The following is a 14365-nucleotide window of genomic DNA, read 5'->3' as shown; positions in this document are numbered from 1 at the left end:
CCGCAGGCCGGATCAATCCTTATGGACCTGCACAGCACCTATCCCGGTATTCCCGATCTGAAACGCCGCGCACGCCGTCGGCTGCCGCACTTCGTGTGGGAATATATCGACAGTGGCACCGGGATTGAAACGACGCGGCATCGCAATCGAAAGGCGCTGGATGATGTCCGTCTGAGCCCCTCGATCCTGCATGGGGACCTTGAATTCGATACGTCGGTGAAAATCCTGGGTGGCACCTGTCCTTTGCCCTTCGGCATTGCGCCGATCGGGATGTCTGGGCTTGTCTGGCCTGATGCAGAGCGACTGCTGGCACAGGCCGCCGCCAAGGCAGGCATTCCCTATTCGCTATCGACGGTGGCAAGTCAGAGCCCCGAAGACCTGGCCCCCTATCTGGGAGAGACCGCGTGGTTCCAGCTGTATCCGCCAAGGGACCCAGAAATTCGCTTGGACATGCTGAACCGGGCGCGCGGGGCGGGATTTCGAACTCTGGTTCTGACCGCTGACGTCCCTGTCGCCTCGCGCAGGGAACGGCAGACGCGCTCGGGCCTGCGGCAGCCGCCGAAATTGACACCGCGCCTGCTGGTACAGATCGCTCAAAGACCCGCCTGGGCTTTGGGTATGCTGCGCAGCGGTGTTCCGCATATGCGCACGCTGGACAAGTATATTGATGACCCTGGTGATCTGCCGCCGACGGCCCATGTCGGATACCTGCTGCGGACCTCGCCGGATCTGGATTACGTCAAATGGCTGCGCGATCATTGGGAAGGGCCGTTTGTCGTGAAAGGCATCCTGCGCCCCGAGGATGCAGACAGGCTGGAACGGGTGGGTGTGGACGCCCTGTGGGTGTCGAATCACGGGGGCAGACAGTTTGATGCGGCCCCGGCCAGCATTGAGGTTCTTCCCGCGATCCGGAACGCGACCCGCCTGCCGCTGATTTTCGACAGCGGTGTCGAAGGCGGGCTGGATATCCTGCGTGCGCTGTCGCTGGGCGCGGATTTTGTCATGCTGGGGCGTGCTTTTTTGTACGGTCTTGCGGCACTTGGCGCTAAAGGCCCTGCGCATGTGATCGATATCCTGAGGCAGGATCTGCACGCGAATATGGGTCAGATGGGACTGGCCGATCTATGTCAGTTTGAGACGAAACGCTAAATTATTGATGCTGCAACGCGGCATCCCTATAAGTGTGCCGAGGCCAAAGGGCGTTTGCGAGCGATAACATGCCGGTTCTACCCAGAAGAACGGATGTACCTGTGCGTATTCTCCGCCCAATAAGACGCCCAAACACCAAAGACCGGGACCTGATATGACAGACTTCAACAAGATCCTGATCGCCAATCGCGGCGAGATTGCCATCCGCGTCATGCGCGCAGCAAACGAGATGGGCAAACGCACCGTCGCTGTTTACGCTGAAGAAGACAAACTGGGCCTGCACCGGTTCAAGGCGGATGAGGCCTATCAGATTGGCGAGGGCATGGGTCCGGTCGCGGCGTATCTGTCGATTGACGAGATCATCCGCGTGGCCAAGCATTGCGGCGCGGACGCGATCCATCCGGGCTATGGCCTGCTGTCTGAAAACCCGGATTTCGTGGATGCCTGTGTCAAGAACGGCATCACCTTCATCGGCCCCCGGGCCGAGACCATGCGCGCATTGGGCGACAAGGCCAGCGCGCGGCGCGTGGCCATCGCGGCCGGTGTGCCTGTCATTCCAGCCACCGAAGTTCTGGGTGATGACATGGACGCGATCCGCAAGGAGGCCGCCGAGATCGGATACCCGCTGATGCTCAAGGCGTCCTGGGGTGGCGGCGGGCGCGGGATGCGCCCGATCCAGTCGGAGGATGAGCTGGAAGAAAAGGTTCTGGAAGGCCGCCGCGAGGCTGAGGCCGCCTTTGGCAATGGCGAAGGCTATCTGGAAAAGATGATCACCCGTGCCCGCCATGTCGAGGTGCAGATTCTGGGCGACAAGCATGGTGAGATTTATCACCTTTATGAACGCGACTGTTCGGTCCAGCGCCGGAACCAGAAGGTCGTCGAACGTGCCCCTGCCCCTTACCTGAGCGAAGAACAGCGCGCCGAGATTTGCGAACTGGGCCGCAAGATCTGCGCCCATGTGAATTACGAATGCGCGGGCACTGTCGAGTTCCTGATGGATATGGAGACGGGCAAGTTCTACTTCATCGAGGTAAACCCCCGCGTACAGGTCGAACACACGGTCACCGAAGAGGTCACCGGCATCGACATCGTTCAGGCGCAGATCCTGATCGCCGAGGGCAAAACGTTGGCCGAAGCCACCGGCGCCGCCAGCCAGGCCGAGGTGCATCTGAACGGTCACGCGCTGCAAACACGGATCACCACAGAAGACCCGCAGAACAACTTCATCCCCGACTATGGCCGGATCACCGCTTATCGCTCGGCCACAGGCATGGGCATTCGTCTGGATGGCGGCACGGCCTATGCGGGCGGTGTCATTACGCGGTATTACGACTCGCTGCTGACAAAGGTCACCGCCTGGGCGCCAACGCCCGAGAAGGCGATCAGCCGGATGGACCGCGCCCTGCGCGAGTTCCGTATTCGGGGCGTCAGCACCAATATCGACTTCGTCATCAACCTGCTGAAGCACCCGACTTTCCTGTCGAATGAATACACCACCAAATTCATCGACACGACGCCGGATCTGTTTGCCTTCAAGCGCCGCCGCGACCGGGGCACCAAGGTTCTGACCTATATCGCCGATATCACGGTGAATGGTCATCCAGAAACCAAGGACCGCCCCGAGCCGCGCGCCGACCTGAAAGTCGCCAAGCCCCCCGCGCAGAAGGCTGAGCCGCGGATGGGCACGCGCAACCTGCTGGAGCAGAAAGGCCCGCAGGCCGTGGCGGACTGGATGAAAGCGCAGCGGCAGCTGCTGATCACCGACACCACCATGCGCGACGGGCACCAGTCGCTGTTAGCGACCCGGATGCGGTCGATCGACATGATCAAGGTGGCGCCAACTTATGCCGCGAACCTGCCGCAGCTGTTCTCGGTCGAGTGCTGGGGCGGTGCGACGTTCGACGTGGCCTACCGGTTCCTGCAGGAATGCCCATGGCAGCGTCTGCGCGACCTGCGCGAGGCGATGCCGAACCTGATGACACAGATGCTGCTGCGGGGCGCGAACGGGGTTGGGTACACCAATTATCCCGACAACGTGGTGCAGGAGTTCGTGCGCCAGGCATCGAAGAACATCGACGTCTTCCGCGTCTTCGACTCGCTGAACTGGGTCGAGAACATGCGCGTTGCGATGGATGCTGTAATCGACAGCGGCAAGATCTGCGAGGGTACCGTTTGTTACACTGGCGATATTCTAGACCCTGACCGCGCCAAATATAACCTGAAATACTATGTCGGAATGGCCAAGGAGTTGCGCGACGCAGGCGCGCATGTTCTGGGTCTGAAGGATATGGCGGGCCTGTTGAAACCTGCCTCGGCCAAGATTCTGATCCGGGCGCTGAAGGAAGAGGTTGGACTGCCGATCCACTTCCACACCCATGACACGGCCGGTATCGCCAGCGCGACCATCCTTGCCGCCTCTGAGGCGGGCGTGGACGCGGTGGATTGCGCGATGGACAGCTTCAGCGGCAACACGTCTCAGGCAACGCTGGGCACCGTGGTCGAGGCGCTGCGCCATACTGACCGTGACACCGGGCTGGACATCAAGGCGATCCGCGAGATCAGCGATTACTTCGAGGCCGTGCGCGGACAGTATGCGGCCTTCGAATCAAGCCTTCAGGCCCCGGCGTCCGAGGTGTATCTGCACGAGATGCCGGGTGGTCAGTTCACCAACCTCAAGGCGCAGGCGCGCAGTCTGGGTCTGGAAGAGCGCTGGCACGAGGTCGCGCAGATGTACGCCGATGTAAACCAGATGTTCGGCGATATCGTAAAGGTAACGCCCTCGTCGAAGGTTGTTGGCGATATGGCGCTGATGATGGTCAGTCAGGGCCTGACCCGCGAGCAGGTCGAGGATCCGGCGACAGATGTGGCCTTCCCCGACTCGGTCGTCGACATGATGCGCGGCAATCTGGGTCAGCCTCCTGGCGGCTTCCCGAACACCATCATCAAGAAGGTGCTGAAGGACGAGGCCCCCAACACGCAGAGACCCGGCAAGGATGTGCCTGCCGTCGATCTTGAGGCCACCCGCGCCGAGCTGTCCAAGCAGCTTGAGGGCAAAGAGGTCGATGACGAGGATCTGAACGGGTACCTGATGTATCCCAAGGTGTTTCTGGATTACATGGGCCGTCACCGGATTTACGGCCCGGTCCGCACCCTGCCCACGCGCACCTTCTTTTACGGCATGGAGCCCGGCGAAGAGATCACGGCCGAGATCGACCCCGGCAAGACGCTGGAAATCCGGTGTCAGGCCATCGGCGAGACGGATGAAAAAGGCGAGGTCAAAGTGTTCTTCGAACTCAACGGCCAGCCGCGTGTGATCCGGGTGCCGAACCGGATGGTCACATCAACCACTCAGGTGCGCCCCAAGGCCGAGGTCGGCAACCCCGATCATGTCGGTGCGCCGATGCCCGGTGTTGTGGCCACAGTCACTGTGACCGCGGGCCAGCAGGTCAAGGAAGGCGACATGCTGCTGACCATCGAGGCAATGAAGATGGAAACAGGTATCCATGCCGAGCGTGATGCGACCGTCAAAGCCGTGCATATCCAGCCCGGCGGCCAGATTGACGCAAAGGACCTTCTGATCGAACTGGAATAAGCCATAAAACAAACTAATGTTCATCAGGCCGTGTGGGAGACCGCACGGCCTTTTTCTATGATTGAGCGGAGACCCATTATGCTTGCAATCACCCCGATCTATGCGGCCTTGGTCGCACTTCTCTACGTCACACTCAGCGTCAAAGTGATCCTGCAACGGCGCAGCGACAGAATCTCGGTCGGGGATGGTGGCAGCAAGCTGATGATCAAGGCGATACGGACACACTCGAACTGCGCCGAATACGCCCCGATTTCCCTGTTGCTGATTGCTATGGTCGAGTTGCAGGGCGCGGCAGGGGTTTTGGTCCATCTGCTGGGGCTGATGTTGCTGGCGGGGCGTCTTTTGCACGCGTACGGATTTGGACGGACGCCACAGATCGTCATCCTACGGCAGGTCGGGATGAGCCTGACATTCCTCGCCATTCTGGGTGCGGCCTTCGCAAACCTGATTCTGGCGCTTTAGGCCGTCTGGCGGGTGTTACCCTGCCAGAACGGTTGTTTCGATCTGCGGCGCGCCCAGCAGAACCGGTGTGAACCGGTCATGTTCATGCCGGTCCGGTTTCAGGATGGCAGCGCCGATCAGAATCATCGCGGCAAGCATCACGATCTTCAGGTCTGCAACGGATATCATGACGGCACCTCCTGCCTGTGTTTCGTTGATTTGCATTACGGGTTGAACGGGCCACGGGCCGGATTCCGTCGAAAAGATTTTTCCCGCTTTTTGTGTTTTTCCGCTTGCAGCCCCGCGTGGGAATTTATACATCCCTCCTCACTCAACGGCGCGGGCGTAGCTCAGGGGTAGAGCATAACCTTGCCAAGGTTAGGGTCGGGCGTTCGAATCGCCTCGCCCGCTCCATTGAGAGGTCTTCGGACCACATATGTATCTGATGCGGGCGTAGCTCAGGGGTAGAGCATAACCTTGCCAAGGTTAGGGTCGGGCGTTCGAATCGCCTCGCCCGCTCCAGATACCAAGTTTTCCCAAACATATGGTTCTTTCGTTGGCATTGCGCCATTGTGGCTGTGGTTTCAATCACGCACGGGAAATGCTTATGTCCGACTATGTCATTCGCCCCCTGACTGCGGATGAAATGCAGACCGCTGTCGCCTGGGCAGGCCAAGAGGGCTGGAACCCCGGCCACCACGACGCCGCCTGTTTCTACGGCACCGACCCCAACGGGTTTCTGGGCGGGTTTCTGGACGATGAGATGATCGCATCAGTGTCTGTGGTGGACTATGGTGATGCGTTTTCGTTTCTGGGATTTTACATTGTACGTCCGGAATTTCGGGGGTCGGGTTACGGGCTGAAAATCTGGCATCAGGCTTTGGCGCAACGAACCGGGCGCAATATCGGGCTCGACGGGGTCGTTGATCAGCAACACAATTACCGCAAGTCTGGTTTCACCTTTGCCTATAACAATTACCGCTTCACCGGCACTGTCAGAGGCATTCTCGACACTCTAGGGCAGAGCGATGACGCATCAATCAGCCCGCTCAGTCAGCCATCGCCGGAGCTGTTCGCCTATGACCGGCAACTCTTCCCTGCGCAGCGCGACGCGTTTCTAACAGGTTGGCTGAGTGCGCCGAATCATATCTCACGGGTGTGTACAGTGGAGGAGCAGATCAGGGGATATGCCACCTTGAGACCGTGTAAGACAGGGTACAAGATCGGGCCGCTTTTCGCAGATGACGCCGGTGTCGCACGGGGCCTGCTTGCCAGTCTTTTGACTGCCGTATCAGCAACAGCCAGCGACCAAGCGGTTTTCATCGACATGCCACAGCCCAACGCGGCTGCTTTTGCTTTGGCGGATGCGCTGGGTCTTACGAAAGTGTTCGAAACCGCCCGGATGTATTCCGGCGATCAGCCGGATATCGACCTGAGCCGCATCTTTGGCGTGACCACCTTTGAACTGGGTTAAAACGCCTTGAACGTCATCGTCGTCAGCGAGCGTTCGATATTGGGAATCACCAGCAGGTGCTCGTTGATGAAATGGCCCACATCCTCGGTTTCGGGGATGTAGAGCTTGAGCATCAGATCAAATTCACCGCTGGTGGAATAAAGCTCTGAGTGTATTTCGCGCAGGGCGATTTCCTCGGCCACCTTGTAGGTGGTGCCGGGTTTGCAGCGGATCTGGATGAATACGCAGGTGGACATGGCTTGGCCCTGTTGGTTCATGTTGTCTGCAAGCTGACATGGTGCCGGGCCGGGTGCAATCCCTTGCAACAGTTTGCAGCGATTGCAACGCATGGTCTGGATCAACCCACCCCACCCCGTCTATAAGCGCGCCTGTAGCAAAAGGAATTTGCCCATGCGCACCGCTTCGATCAGCCGCAAGACTGCCGAAACCGAAATTTCGGTCTCGGTCAATCTGGATGGCACCGGTACATATGACAATCAGACCGGCGTCGGGTTCTTTGACCATATGCTGGACCAGCTGGCGCGCCACTCGTTGATCGATATGACAATCCGCGCCAAGGGTGACTATCACATCGACGATCACCACACGGTCGAGGATACCGGCATCGCGCTGGGTCAGGCTTTGACACAGGCCCTGGGCGACAAAAAGGGCATTCGTCGCTATGGCGAGTGCCATCTGCCGATGGATGACGCGCAGGTACGCTGTTCGCTGGACCTTTCGGGCCGCCCGTTCCTGATCTGGAATGTCGATCTGCCGACGCAAAAGATCGGTACGTTCGACACAGAACTGGTGCGCGAGTTTTTTCAGGCGCTCAGCACCCATGGCGGCATCACCCTGCATATCGACCAGTTGCACGGCTTCAACAGTCACCACATCGCCGAGGCCGCGTTCAAGGCTGTTGCGCGCGCGTTGCGCGACGCCGTCGAAACCGATCCGCGCAAGGCGGATGCGATTCCGTCGACCAAGGGCGCGCTGTAAATGCTCACCGCCATAATTGATTACGAAAGCGGCAATCTGCATTCAGCGGAAAAGGCGTTTCAGCGCATGGCGCAAGAAGTCGGCGCTGGTGACGTTGTTGTCACCTCGGACGCGGATGTGGTTGCGCGTGCGGACCGACTGGTTCTGCCCGGAGATGGTGCCTTCCCGGCCTGTGCCGCCGAGCTGCGCGGCCACAAGGGTATTTATGACGCGATGGTCGAAGCGGTCGAACAGAAGGGCCGCCCGTTTCTGGGCATCTGCGTTGGCATGCAACTGATGGCAACCAAAGGCCATGAATACACCGAGACCGATGGTCTGGGCTGGGTGGCAGGCGATGTTGTTCGAATCGAACCGTCAGATGCCGCTTTGAAAGTGCCGCATATGGGCTGGAACGATCTGGTTCTGGAAAGCGATCACCCGATCTTTGCCGGGGTGAAATCAGGCGATCACACCTATTTCGTCCATTCCTACCATTTTCGCGTGTCCGACCCGGCGCAGCGATTGGCTTATGTGGAATACGGGCAGGACGTCACGGCCGTGATTGGCCGCGACACGATGGTTGGGATGCAGTTTCACCCCGAGAAAAGCCAGGATGTTGGCCTGCGTATGCTGGGCAACTTCCTGACCTGGAAGCCCTGAGGCTTACTGAACCCGTGTCCAGGTTTGCCCGCGGCAGATCAGGCCGCCCGCCACGCAGCCCTTGACGGTCAGCGCATTCTGGCCGTCCAGAGACATTTTCGAGTTGTAGGTTTTGTCCCGGTCGGGGGCCCAGATCTTACCGCTGTCATAGCTGCCGCCCCCTTCGGGGACCATGTCCCAGATGATCTTTTTGCCAAGGTTCTCATATTCCAGCTGCTGGTTGCCATCCGCGTCGAACGCGCTGTCGATGGTGCCGCAGATCGCACTGCCGCATTCGGAAATCGTCACATGCAGATAGCCACCCGTGTCGCCCGGCGCGGTTTTCCACAGGCCGTCAACCGGATCGTCTGCAAAAGCAGCTGTAGCAAGCAGCATCAGGCCCGCTGAAAGAGTAGAAGTCTTCATGATTTTCTCCCTGTTTTGTGGGCAGTCTGACCCGCTAATGGGCGGCGGGCAAGAATGACCCAGCGTCGCGTTGCATCCCCTGCCCTGCTTGTGCGATATCCCGCGCGTGTAACAGTGATATAGGGCTGCCCGACATGATCCTCTACCCCGCCATCGACCTCAAAGACGGCCAGGCCGTACGCCTGCTGCGTGGTGAAATGGACAAGGCCACCGTGTTCAACGAAGACCCGGCCGCTCAGGCCCGTGCCTTTGTCGAGGCGGGGTGCGAATGGCTGCATCTGGTCGACCTGAACGGTGCATTCGCAGGCGAGCCGGTCAACGCAGCACCGGTTGAGGCAATTCTGAAAGCGTGCAAGGTGCCTGCGCAACTGGGTGGTGGCATCCGCGACATGGCCACGATCGAAACATGGATCGAGAAGGGGCTGGCGCGGGTCATTTTGGGCACTGTCGCTGTCGAAAATCCAGATCTGGTGCGCGAAGCAGCCAAAGCCTTTCCCGGCAAGGTCGCTGTCGGCATCGACGCACGCAATGGCATGGTGGCCACCAAGGGCTGGGCCGAAGAGACCAATGTTCAGGTCACCGATCTGGCCCGTAGTTTCGAAAACGCGGGCGTTGCGGCAATCATCTACACCGATATCAATCGCGACGGTGCCATGCAGGGCCCGAACATCGAAGCGACCGCTGCCCTGGCACAGGCCGTTTCCATCCCTGTGATCGCCTCGGGCGGTGTCAGTTCACTGGACGACCTGATCGCCCTTCGCGATTGCGGCGTTGCGCTGAACGGCGCGATTTCAGGCCGGGCGCTTTATGATGGCGCAATTGACCTGGCCGAGGCCATCCGCGCCCTGTCGTGATCGGTTATTGCGCGGCTGCGGCGGTCAGCTTGGCCAGTGCACCGCGCATCTTTTCGATGACCGGTGATTTGTCGACATCGTTCAGGTCGTCCAATGTCTCTTTCGGGTCTTCATAGATCAGCCAGACCTGGCCATTGGAGTCTTCGTACGCCTGCACCTTGAGAGGCAGAAACAGCCCGGCGCGCGGGTCGATCTGCATGGCTGGCGTACCCAGCGCCGGGTTGCCGAAGATCAGCACCTGATTGGCAGGAATGGACGTACCGATCTTTTCCGCCCCGGCCGCGTGGTCGATGCGGGCAAACACGGTTGCGCCTGCATTTCCGACGGCGGCTTCCAGCGCGTCCAGCGCCTCGGCCACGGATTTGTCGGTTTGAACCTTGATCAGATCATCTGCCATTGCGGTCAGCGCGCCTCCGATTGAAAAAACACAAGCCAGTATCAGTCTACGCATATCAATATTCCTTCTGTGAAATTCACCCCAGTTTTCACAGAATTGAGACCTCTCACAATCACAAGTCTGGCATCGGCAGGGCTTTGCCGCTAGAGGTGCGCCCATAAAGGATATCCTATGCTGAAAACCCGGATCATTCCCTGCCTTGATGTTGCCGATGGCCGAGTGGTCAAAGGCGTAAATTTCGTGGGCCTGCGCGATGCGGGCGACCCGGTGGAATCGGCCAAGGCCTATGATGCTGCCGGAGCGGACGAGATCTGCTTTCTCGACATTCACGCGACCCATGAGAATCGCGGCACCATGTTCGATGTGGTGCAGCGTACGGCGGAACAGTGTTTCGTGCCACTGACCGTGGGCGGTGGGGTGCGAACAAAAGACGATGTGCGCGCCTTGCTGCTAGCAGGGGCGGACAAGGTCAGCTTCAACTCGGCCGCGGTTGCCAATCCGGATGTGATTGCCGAAGCGGCAGATCAGTTCGGCAGTCAGTGCATTGTCTGCGCCATCGACGCCAAGACCGTCAGCCCCGGCAAGTGGGAGATCTTTACCCATGGTGGGCGCAAACCCACCGGCATTGACGCGGTTGCCTTTGCAAGAACCGTGGTCTCCAAGGGGGCCGGTGAAATCCTGCTGACCTCGATGGACCGCGACGGCACCAAATCCGGGTTCAACCTGCCACTGACCCGCGCCATTTCCGACGCCGTGGATGTGCCCGTGATCGCCTCGGGCGGTGTTGGTACTTTGGACCATCTGGTCGAGGGCGTCACCAAGGGCGGTGCAAGCGCCGTGTTGGCGGCATCGATTTTCCATTTCGGCGAATACACCATCCGCGAGGCCAAGCAACATATGGCCGCAGCTGGCATCCCCATGAGGCTAACATGAGCATCTTGCACGATCTGGCCGCCACGATCGAGGCACGCAAGGGGGCTGATCCCGAAAGCAGCTGGACGGCCAAGCTGCTTGCGAAAGGCCCTGAGAAATGCGCCGAGAAATTCGGTGAAGAGGCCATAGAGGCCATCATCGAAGCCGTAAAAGGGGATCAGGTTAAGCTGACCTCGGAAGCGGCGGACGTGTTGTATCACCTTCTGGTCATGCTGGCCGCGCGGGACGTGGCGCTGGATGATGTTCTGGCCGAGCTGGACCGCCGTCAGGGCACCAGCGGTATCGCCGAAAAAGCTGCCCGCCCCAAAGGGTAACGTCCGGGTTCCGCACTGGCTCCTGGGCCGTTATACTCGGATGCCAGACTGTCAGGGCGAAGGCGCGTTATGATCCGAATTTTGATGCTTGTGGCAACCCTTGCCATCGTCGCTGGCTGCGCCGCGCCGCCGCGCTCGACCGGGGATGAGGTGCAGCGGCTCGCCACGGAGATTCAGGGCCTTGGCCCGGATATCGACCCTGAGGAGGCCCGACGCGCAGCGGGAATTGCTTACGCCTATACCGCTCAGCTGGTCGAGGAATACCAGATCACAGACCCGCCCCTGATCCATAACATGAAGGTCAACAAGGGGCTGCGCCCGCGTGGGCTGTGCTGGCATTGGGCCGAGGATATCGAGCGGCGGCTGAAACAGGAAAACTTCCGGACACTGGAGCTGCACCGTGCCATTGCAAACGCGGACAACCCGACGCGGATCGACCACAGCACCGCAATCATCAGCCGTAAAGGTGCGACGCTGTATGACGGTGTCGTATTGGACCCGTGGCGTTATGGCGGCGTGTTGTTCTGGTCTCCGCTGGTCGAGGATACCCGGTATGACTGGGTTCCGCGCGACGTGGTGCTGGAAAAGCGGCGGAAGGAACAGGTCGCCCGTCTGAAACCTTACGTCCCCGCCAAACCCTAAAGCTTGGACGAGATGATCCCGGTCGAAAATCCGCCCATGCGCAATTCGCCAAACAGGCGCTGATATTCGATCTTTGGGCAACGGTTCATCACCACATCCACGCCACGGGCCTGGGCCTTTGCCGCCGCTTCAGGGTGTTCCACGCCAATCTGCATCCAGATCGTACCGAGCGACGGGAAAGCATCCAGCGCCTCATCCACAATGGGTGGCACGGCCTCGGACCGCCGGAAAATGTCTACCATGTCCACAGGCTCGGAGATCTCTGACAGACTGCCGCGAACCGTCTGACCAAACAGGTCTTTGCCCGCGTGGCCCGGATTGACGGGAATCACCTTGAACCCTTTCAGCGACAAATAGCGCGCCACGTAATAGCTGGGTCGCACCGGGTTCATGGAAACGCCGACAACGGCCACCGTCTTGGTGCGTTGCAAAATGGCCTTAAGGTACTGATCGGAATAGTCTGGCATGCCCTATCCTTAACAGGGTTCCAAAAAGAAAAAAGCGCCCAAGAAAGCTTGGGCGCCAGTTGTTGGAACGAGGGACAGTGAAATGACCCGCGGCAGTTCCGTTCCGCGGTCACTGTGACATTTAAGCATGGATCCGTTAAAAAAAAGAGGGGTAGAGCATTTTTGTGATGACTTTTCACAATTAGCTGAACCCTGCCTATTTTCCGTAGAGAATTGCGGGCCAGTTTTCCTCGGCCATCGCAATGTACCCTGCCCGATCCTGCTGCCAGATTTCCTCGACCTCGGGCGAATGCGTCAGGTAAAGGCGCCCATCGACCACCTGCCACGCCTTGGGATCCGTGCTTTTCAGTACTCCCTTCGCCATGGCATATGAGCAATAACCACCGAACTGCGGCGCAAAGGCGCGCGGGTTGCCTTCAAAGAGCTCGCGATTTGTCTGCGATTTGAAATGCCACCGGGCGCCCTTCCACATGACCGCGTTTTCGGGTGCCCCTTTTGAAGGCGCGTCGCTGTCAAAATAGGACACGGGATCATACCCCGCCAACGCCACACCGTCAGTGGCGTAGTACACGGGGTTGTCCTGCGCAAACACGGCAGGAGCCAGCAACACAGTGCTCAGCGAGCAAAGAAGAGTACGTCGGTTCAGCATCGTCATTTGGGAATCTGCATATTCAAGACTATCAACATGCAACTTTTCGCGCTTTTCGGAACCCCTGTTGACGCGGATGTGAACGAGTGTTCGCCAGTTGAAACTTAGTCAAAGATGTCTTCGATCACGTCCCATGCTTCGTCGAACACGCGCGCAAGCATGGTCTTCTTCCTCTTTTTGCGCTTTGCTTTCCGAGGGGCAGCATGAGACGCAGCTACGCGCAGCGGTTCGGGTTTGTGTACTTTCCGCGCGGGCAGCATCTTCAGATCATGCAAAGGTGCGCCACAACTGGAACAGCTCAGCTCGTGCCGTTCCTTGCCTTTCAGGATCAAGGCAGCCCGGGTGCCGCAATAGCAGCAGGTCGCGATTTTGGCAGGACCGGGAATGAAGCTCTCCTTTGCTCAGGGTCGCGATGCATATAAGGCGATTGCCGCAGCATTTGAGACGTTCAGCGAGCCAAATCCCCCGGCTGCGTCAATTTTAACCAACTGATCCACGGTTTCCTTTGTCTTCTGCCGCAAGCCCGGACCTTCCGCGCCCAGCACAAGCGCGACAGGGCGGTCACGGCCATCGCTTAGCGCACCTTCGATTGTCATGTCGGCTTCTCCGTCCAGCCCAAGGACCAGAAAGCCCATGCCCTGAAGCTCGACAATCGCGTCCGCAAGGTTGCGCACCCGCAGATAAGGCTGCCGCTCAAGCGCACCGCTGGCGGTTTTTGCCAGTGCCCCGGTCTCGGGCGCGGAATGGTGGCGTGTGCCGATCACAGCACTGGCCCCCAGAACTTCGGCCGAGCGCAGAATCGCCCCGACATTGTGCGGGTCGGTGACCCGGTCCAGCAGAATGACGCGAGGGTTTTCGCGACCGATGCAGTTATCTGCCAGACTGCCCCATTCCAACGGCTTGACCTCCAGCGCTGCGCCCTGGTGCACGGATCCAGAATCGATGGGCGCAGAAAACTTGCGCGGGTCGACCATCTCGGCCTCGATCCCCGCAAATTCAATAGCTTCCGCCAGTTTGTCACACGCATTCCGCGTCACCATCAGGCGTAGTTTTTGCCGTTTCGGGTTCATCAGCGCATCGCGAACCGCGTGCAGGCCAAACAGCCAGACTGTTTCCGCAGCAGCAGCTTTGCGCGCCTGTTCCTTTTCGACGACCCATTTGGGTTTCTTCATTTCAAGGGCCTCCGGGCCGGGAATTCGGTTTCCTGCGCCAAAGGGAAATTTTCCTGTTGACGCTCCTTTGGTGCGCTAGTAATCACGCCTCCACGTCAGGTGCAACGCCTGACAGTGGGCGACAGGCCGCAAGGTGTGGCAGGGGACTGTAACTCCCTCGCGGAGACGCACGCCTGGTTCGATTCCAGGGTCGCCCACCATCTTTCCAACATATTTCGAAGATGGCCAGGACGTGTAGTCCGCACTGCGTTATTGTCTG

General features: G+C 59.3%; 18 protein-coding genes and 3 tRNA genes. 13 read left to right on the top strand and 8 right to left on the bottom strand.

Going from position 1 to position 14365, the window contains the following annotated elements; genetic code table 11:
* The first annotated feature begins 21 nt into the window (after nucleotides 1-21).
* From ACR0LL_RS00775 to ACR0LL_RS00765, 3 genes are all read left to right on the top strand, one after another.
* On the top strand, nucleotides 22-1149 hold the full coding sequence (locus ACR0LL_RS00775; RefSeq protein WP_480582998.1) for an alpha-hydroxy acid oxidase: 1128 nt from the start codon (nucleotides 22-24) through the stop codon (nucleotides 1147-1149).
* 154 nt (nucleotides 1150-1303) lie between these two features.
* Nucleotides 1304-4741 (top strand): pyruvate carboxylase, encoded by a 3438-nt coding sequence (locus ACR0LL_RS00770; RefSeq protein WP_480582995.1) that lies wholly within the window; start codon nucleotides 1304-1306, stop codon nucleotides 4739-4741.
* Between the two features lie 78 nt (nucleotides 4742-4819).
* Nucleotides 4820-5203 carry an MAPEG family protein gene (locus tag ACR0LL_RS00765; RefSeq protein ID WP_480582992.1) on the top strand — a complete coding sequence of 128 codons (384 nt, stop codon included), beginning with the start codon at nucleotides 4820-4822 and terminating at the stop codon, nucleotides 5201-5203.
* A 15-nt stretch (nucleotides 5204-5218) separates the two neighbouring features.
* On the opposite strand, the gene ACR0LL_RS00760 is transcribed toward ACR0LL_RS00765, so the two are convergent.
* A complete protein-coding gene (locus ACR0LL_RS00760; protein WP_209597812.1) occupies nucleotides 5219-5371 on the bottom strand; it encodes a hypothetical protein in 153 nt (50 codons plus the stop codon).
* Between the two features lie 150 nt (nucleotides 5372-5521).
* Here ACR0LL_RS00760 and ACR0LL_RS00755 point away from each other — a divergent pair.
* From ACR0LL_RS00755 to ACR0LL_RS00745, 3 genes are all read left to right on the top strand, one after another.
* Nucleotides 5522-5596: transfer RNA gene (locus ACR0LL_RS00755), tRNA-Gly, on the top strand.
* A 33-nt stretch (nucleotides 5597-5629) separates the two neighbouring features.
* Nucleotides 5630-5704: transfer RNA gene (locus ACR0LL_RS00750), tRNA-Gly, on the top strand.
* Nucleotides 5705-5726: 22 nt separating this feature from the next.
* Nucleotides 5727-6656: a GNAT family N-acetyltransferase gene (locus ACR0LL_RS00745; protein ID WP_480582989.1), complete on the top strand. Its 930-nt coding sequence runs from the start codon at nucleotides 5727-5729 to the stop codon at nucleotides 6654-6656.
* Here the strand turns inward: ACR0LL_RS00745 and ACR0LL_RS00740 are convergent.
* Nucleotides 6653-6892, bottom strand: coding sequence for an Lrp/AsnC family transcriptional regulator (locus ACR0LL_RS00740; RefSeq protein WP_480482339.1), 240 nt, complete (start codon nucleotides 6890-6892; stop codon nucleotides 6653-6655). The genes ACR0LL_RS00745 and ACR0LL_RS00740 overlap by 4 nt on opposite strands.
* 154 nt (nucleotides 6893-7046) lie before the next feature.
* Between ACR0LL_RS00740 and hisB the strand changes: the two genes are divergently transcribed.
* Nucleotides 7047-7634: an imidazoleglycerol-phosphate dehydratase HisB gene (hisB, locus tag ACR0LL_RS00735; RefSeq protein ID WP_480582986.1), complete on the top strand. Its 588-nt coding sequence runs from the start codon at nucleotides 7047-7049 to the stop codon at nucleotides 7632-7634.
* Nucleotides 7635-8273 (top strand): imidazole glycerol phosphate synthase subunit HisH, encoded by a 639-nt coding sequence (gene hisH, locus ACR0LL_RS00730; RefSeq protein ID WP_480537406.1) that lies wholly within the window; start codon nucleotides 7635-7637, stop codon nucleotides 8271-8273. It begins immediately after the preceding gene.
* A gap of 3 nt (nucleotides 8274-8276) precedes the next feature.
* On the opposite strand, the gene ACR0LL_RS00725 is transcribed toward hisH, so the two are convergent.
* The gene (locus ACR0LL_RS00725; protein ID WP_267363296.1) at nucleotides 8277-8678 is read right to left on the bottom strand and encodes a DUF2147 domain-containing protein; all 402 of its coding nucleotides are present in this window, start codon (nucleotides 8676-8678) and stop codon (nucleotides 8277-8279) included.
* A gap of 134 nt (nucleotides 8679-8812) precedes the next feature.
* Between ACR0LL_RS00725 and hisA the strand changes: the two genes are divergently transcribed.
* Nucleotides 8813-9532: a 1-(5-phosphoribosyl)-5-[(5-phosphoribosylamino)methylideneamino]imidazole-4-carboxamide isomerase gene (gene hisA / locus ACR0LL_RS00720; protein WP_480582984.1), complete on the top strand. Its 720-nt coding sequence runs from the start codon at nucleotides 8813-8815 to the stop codon at nucleotides 9530-9532.
* Between the two features lie 4 nt (nucleotides 9533-9536).
* Here the strand turns inward: hisA and ACR0LL_RS00715 are convergent, their stop codons facing one another.
* Nucleotides 9537-9983 carry a DUF302 domain-containing protein gene (locus tag ACR0LL_RS00715; RefSeq protein ID WP_267363290.1) on the bottom strand — a complete coding sequence of 149 codons (447 nt, stop codon included), beginning with the start codon at nucleotides 9981-9983 and terminating at the stop codon, nucleotides 9537-9539.
* A 117-nt stretch (nucleotides 9984-10100) separates the two neighbouring features.
* Here ACR0LL_RS00715 and hisF point away from each other — a divergent pair, with 117 nt between their 5' ends.
* From hisF to ACR0LL_RS00700, 3 genes are all read left to right on the top strand, one after another.
* Entirely contained in the window at nucleotides 10101-10862 is a 762-nt protein-coding gene (gene hisF / locus ACR0LL_RS00710) for an imidazole glycerol phosphate synthase subunit HisF (protein ID WP_480582981.1), read from the top strand.
* Nucleotides 10859-11176, top strand: a complete 318-nt coding sequence (locus ACR0LL_RS00705; RefSeq protein ID WP_480481906.1) for a phosphoribosyl-ATP diphosphatase — start codon at nucleotides 10859-10861, stop codon at nucleotides 11174-11176. The genes hisF and ACR0LL_RS00705 overlap by 4 nt, the downstream gene beginning before the upstream one ends.
* A 69-nt stretch (nucleotides 11177-11245) precedes the next feature.
* A complete protein-coding gene (locus ACR0LL_RS00700; protein ID WP_480582978.1) occupies nucleotides 11246-11818 on the top strand; it encodes a hypothetical protein in 573 nt (190 codons plus the stop codon).
* Here ACR0LL_RS00700 and ACR0LL_RS00695 read toward each other — a convergent pair.
* The 4 genes from ACR0LL_RS00695 to rlmB form a co-directional block, all read right to left on the bottom strand.
* Entirely contained in the window at nucleotides 11815-12285 is a 471-nt protein-coding gene (locus tag ACR0LL_RS00695; RefSeq protein ID WP_480582975.1) for a CoA-binding protein, read from the bottom strand. The genes ACR0LL_RS00700 and ACR0LL_RS00695 overlap by 4 nt on opposite strands.
* Before the next feature lie 196 nt (nucleotides 12286-12481).
* Nucleotides 12482-12940, bottom strand: a complete 459-nt coding sequence (locus tag ACR0LL_RS00690) for a YHS domain-containing (seleno)protein (RefSeq protein ID WP_480582973.1) — start codon at nucleotides 12938-12940, stop codon at nucleotides 12482-12484.
* 98 nt (nucleotides 12941-13038) lie between these two features.
* The gene (locus ACR0LL_RS00685) at nucleotides 13039-13320 is read right to left on the bottom strand and encodes a hypothetical protein (protein ID WP_480585222.1); all 282 of its coding nucleotides are present in this window, start codon (nucleotides 13318-13320) and stop codon (nucleotides 13039-13041) included.
* A 15-nt stretch (nucleotides 13321-13335) separates the two neighbouring features.
* On the bottom strand, nucleotides 13336-14106 hold the full coding sequence (gene rlmB, locus ACR0LL_RS00680) for a 23S rRNA (guanosine(2251)-2'-O)-methyltransferase RlmB (protein WP_480582970.1): 771 nt from the start codon (nucleotides 14104-14106) through the stop codon (nucleotides 13336-13338).
* A gap of 116 nt (nucleotides 14107-14222) precedes the next feature.
* Between rlmB and ACR0LL_RS00675 the strand changes: the two genes are divergently transcribed.
* Nucleotides 14223-14306 (top strand) — tRNA-Tyr (locus ACR0LL_RS00675).
* Nucleotides 14307-14365: the final 59 nt, after the last annotated feature.

It is taken from the genome of Ruegeria sp. AI2, from assembly GCF_056541275.1.
The sequence above is the reverse complement of the archived record's forward strand: the minus strand, read 5'-3'. Positions and strand labels throughout refer to the sequence as shown.

What these genes read in the sequence shown, in the direction of transcription:
- ACR0LL_RS00775 (WP_480582998.1), top strand. Translation starts at nt 22, where the DNA reads ATGGACCTGCACAGCACCTATCCCGGTATTCCCGATCTGAAACGCCGC.
- ACR0LL_RS00770 (WP_480582995.1), top strand. Translation starts at nt 1,304, where the DNA reads ATGACAGACTTCAACAAGATCCTGATCGCCAATCGCGGCGAGATTGCC.
- ACR0LL_RS00765 (WP_480582992.1), top strand. Translation starts at nt 4,820, where the DNA reads ATGCTTGCAATCACCCCGATCTATGCGGCCTTGGTCGCACTTCTCTAC.
- ACR0LL_RS00760 (WP_209597812.1), bottom strand. Translation starts at nt 5,371, where the DNA reads ATGATATCCGTTGCAGACCTGAAGATCGTGATGCTTGCCGCGATGATT.
- ACR0LL_RS00745 (WP_480582989.1), top strand. Translation starts at nt 5,727, where the DNA reads ATGGTTCTTTCGTTGGCATTGCGCCATTGTGGCTGTGGTTTCAATCAC.
- ACR0LL_RS00740 (WP_480482339.1), bottom strand. Translation starts at nt 6,892, where the DNA reads ATGTCCACCTGCGTATTCATCCAGATCCGCTGCAAACCCGGCACCACC.
- hisB (WP_480582986.1), top strand. Translation starts at nt 7,047, where the DNA reads ATGCGCACCGCTTCGATCAGCCGCAAGACTGCCGAAACCGAAATTTCG.
- hisH (WP_480537406.1), top strand. Translation starts at nt 7,635, where the DNA reads ATGCTCACCGCCATAATTGATTACGAAAGCGGCAATCTGCATTCAGCG.
- ACR0LL_RS00725 (WP_267363296.1), bottom strand. Translation starts at nt 8,678, where the DNA reads ATGAAGACTTCTACTCTTTCAGCGGGCCTGATGCTGCTTGCTACAGCT.
- hisA (WP_480582984.1), top strand. Translation starts at nt 8,813, where the DNA reads ATGATCCTCTACCCCGCCATCGACCTCAAAGACGGCCAGGCCGTACGC.
- ACR0LL_RS00715 (WP_267363290.1), bottom strand. Translation starts at nt 9,983, where the DNA reads ATGCGTAGACTGATACTGGCTTGTGTTTTTTCAATCGGAGGCGCGCTG.
- hisF (WP_480582981.1), top strand. Translation starts at nt 10,101, where the DNA reads ATGCTGAAAACCCGGATCATTCCCTGCCTTGATGTTGCCGATGGCCGA.
- ACR0LL_RS00705 (WP_480481906.1), top strand. Translation starts at nt 10,859, where the DNA reads ATGAGCATCTTGCACGATCTGGCCGCCACGATCGAGGCACGCAAGGGG.
- ACR0LL_RS00700 (WP_480582978.1), top strand. Translation starts at nt 11,246, where the DNA reads ATGATCCGAATTTTGATGCTTGTGGCAACCCTTGCCATCGTCGCTGGC.
- ACR0LL_RS00695 (WP_480582975.1), bottom strand. Translation starts at nt 12,285, where the DNA reads ATGCCAGACTATTCCGATCAGTACCTTAAGGCCATTTTGCAACGCACC.
- ACR0LL_RS00690 (WP_480582973.1), bottom strand. Translation starts at nt 12,940, where the DNA reads ATGACGATGCTGAACCGACGTACTCTTCTTTGCTCGCTGAGCACTGTG.
- rlmB (WP_480582970.1), bottom strand. Translation starts at nt 14,106, where the DNA reads ATGAAGAAACCCAAATGGGTCGTCGAAAAGGAACAGGCGCGCAAAGCT.